At 34.7% G+C, this 2,839-nt stretch carries 2 protein-coding genes; both read left to right on the top strand.

Annotated features, from left to right (window positions below):
• The first annotated feature begins 339 nt into the window (after positions 1-339).
• Positions 340-1,209, top strand: a complete 870-nt coding sequence (locus SGJ10_02425; GenBank protein MDZ4756981.1) for a hypothetical protein — start codon at positions 340-342, stop codon at positions 1,207-1,209.
• A complete protein-coding gene (locus SGJ10_02420; GenBank protein ID MDZ4756980.1) occupies positions 1,209-2,390 on the top strand; it encodes a phospholipase D-like domain-containing protein in 1,182 nt (393 codons plus the stop codon). Before SGJ10_02425 ends, SGJ10_02420 begins: the two co-directional genes overlap by 1 nt.
• Positions 2,391-2,839: the final 449 nt, after the last annotated feature.

Below are 2,839 nucleotides of genomic sequence, written 5' to 3'. Positions count from 1 at the left end.
CTATAATACCATTTCTTAAGCTATAATAGTTCTCCGTCTGTGGCGGATTTAGTTTTTAGAATGGTAATGCCGAACTAAATCCCGAAAGCCCCGCTTAATCCCGATAATTATCGGGATGCGGGTGGAATTAGTCCCCCTTTTTTTGGACTATTATATATTGGGTTTCGGTATAATAAGTCGCTAGACCTTACTATCAATCAACAGTGCCCCTTTTTGAGTGAACCCTAGTTATAAAATCTTGAGAAAAACAAGTATAGTTTAGAAGCAAATGAATTTTATTTATCTAAATTTGCAAAACAAAAGTTGCATTTGTAACTTGAATACAGCTAATATTCAAACATGAGAATTAATAAAAAGAGTAGACACTTGCAAGACTGGATAACCCAAGTTTGGGTAAAACTAACAGGCCGAAGATTTGATCCAGCTAATGATGCCTGGCTTATAGGACCAATTGGCGATACCGATATTATAAAAGACAAATTCATATATACGCTTGCAAAGAATGAAAAACTTGAAGTACGACAAAATTTGCCACAGGCTGGGCTTTTGGAGAGTTTTGATGACCTAGAGCTTTCAACAGCGGAACAGAATTTACTAAACCCTAAAGTGAAAGCGTTTTATGAAAAAACATCCAATTATAATATGGAGATTTGGTCGGAATGGTGTGGTTTTTTTAAACCTTTTGGTTGGTTATTATCTATCGTATTTAGTAAAAGACTGCAGCAATTAAATTTGCCTTTAAACTCTATACAAGCTGCAAAAGGAATAAATAGCAATATTATAAAACTTGTTAATCCAATTACTAAAAAAACAAAGTGGACAATTTGGTATCGGATTTTAAAAAGCACCAATGATGTAATATATTCTGGTGTATATACAACTAGCGATGTTCCCAATTATTCTGGAAAATTTCTAAAGGTTATTTTTCCTTTACCAAACGGGAATGCAACTGTAATTATGCGTAAAGAAATCTTAGTTGATGGTTCCTTAAAATTGTGCTCCGATGGACACAAATTTGGTGACAATGGTTTTTATTTTACTTTGACCAATCATAAAGGAAAATACTGGGCACGATTTGTAAAATCGATGCATGAATGGATAACAGTATATGTTGATGAAGAAAATATTTTAAGGGCTGATCATCGTTTGAAATTTTACGGTTTGCCTTTCCTGAATTTACACTACAAAATGACCGAAAAACTATATTGATGGAGAAGGTGGTTTTTGACAACAACAGAGATTTCATTCCTGCAGAGGAAATTCGCTTGGTGCATAGCGGTGCTGATTATTTTGATACGCTTGAAGAAATAATTAATAATGCTGAGCGAACGCTCCATTTTCAAACTTATATTTTTGATGATGATGATACTGGAAAGCGGGTTGCACGTTTATTAAAAACTGCCGCACAAAAAGGTGTGAAAGTCTTTGTAGTATTGGATGGATTCGGCTCGAAGAATCTTTCCAAAAAGTTTATTGCAAATCTGACTGATTCAGGAGTAAATTTTCGATATTTTTCGCCTTTCTTTTCTTTCCAAAATATATATATCGGCAGGCGACTCCATCATAAAGTAATTGTTGCCGATTCGAAAATAGCACTTGTAGGAGGAATTAACATTGCCGATAAGTACAGAGGTTCTGTAAGTAAAATTCCTTGGCTGGACTTTGCCATTTTAGTGAAGGGAAATGTGTGTGAAAAGGTGAATAAAATTTGTGATATTATTTGTAGGAAACAATTCGGGTTAAGAACCCGTTCAAAAAAGGAATTGCAAGAAATTACCACTCGCGGAAATACACTTATTAGCTTCAGGCAAAATGATTGGCTTCGTAAAAAGAATCAAATTAGCTCGGGCTATATTAGAAATATACGAAACTCAAAGGAATCAATAGTAATAATTGCAAGCTATTTTTTGCCTGGAAGAAGATTGAGCAAAGCATTGGAAACAGCGGCAAAAAATAATGTTAAAATAAAGATAATACTTTCGGGTATTTCCGACATACCTTTATTTCACTTGGCCACTTCATATTTGTATAGCTATTTGCACAAACATCATATAGAGATTTACGAATGGAACAAATCGGTGCTGCATGGCAAGATAGCAGTAATAGATGGTCTTTGGACTACCATTGGCTCCTACAATCTAAATCATTTGAGTGCCCTAGGCAGCATTGAGTTAAATGTAGAAGTATTGAATGCTAATTTTGCCAACGACACAGAAAATCATTTATATGAAATAATAGAAAATGGCTGTACTAAAATAGAGATGGCAACCGTATTCAATATTAGAACAAAAATACTTGGAGCATTTGCATATTTTTTGGTCCGCATAGTCGTAAAATTTCTAGCTCTATTCCCCAATATGAAATATCTATATACACGAATAAACGATTAAAATAATAGTACCCCGTGAAGCAATATTGTGTAGCACTTTCCAAAACTATTAACTAGCTCCTCCCTCCTATTATCTTTTGCCCAGAAACTTATTTCGACTCATCAGCTACAAGGTAATACCAATTCTTAAACTAAAATAGTTCTCCGCCAGCGGCGGATTTAGTTTGTAGAATGGTAATGCCGAACTATATCCCGAAAGCCCCGCTTAATCCCGATAATTATCGGGATGCGGGGGGATTAGTCCCCTTTTTTTGGACTATTATATATTGAGTTTCGGTATAAAGTAGAAAAGCAAGCTGAACTTAAAAAGTTTATGGTTTTGGTTTTGGCAACAATTGACTATTATCTTTACAATAGACCTCTTTCATAATTCAAATAAGAAAAGCCAAATTATAACGGACACTTTATTTTATTGTAGTATCGCTCGCCGCAAACTCCGATAACTATCGG

Source organism: Bacteroidota bacterium (assembly GCA_034439655.1).
Lineage (GTDB): Bacteria > Bacteroidota > Bacteroidia > UKL13-3 > UKL13-3 > CANJUD01.
The sequence above is the reverse complement of the archived record's forward strand: the minus strand, read 5'-3'. Positions and strand labels throughout refer to the sequence as shown.

What these genes read in the sequence shown, in the direction of transcription:
- SGJ10_02425 (MDZ4756981.1), top strand. Translation starts at nt 340, where the DNA reads ATGAGAATTAATAAAAAGAGTAGACACTTGCAAGACTGGATAACCCAA.
- SGJ10_02420 (MDZ4756980.1), top strand. Translation starts at nt 1,209, where the DNA reads ATGGAGAAGGTGGTTTTTGACAACAACAGAGATTTCATTCCTGCAGAG.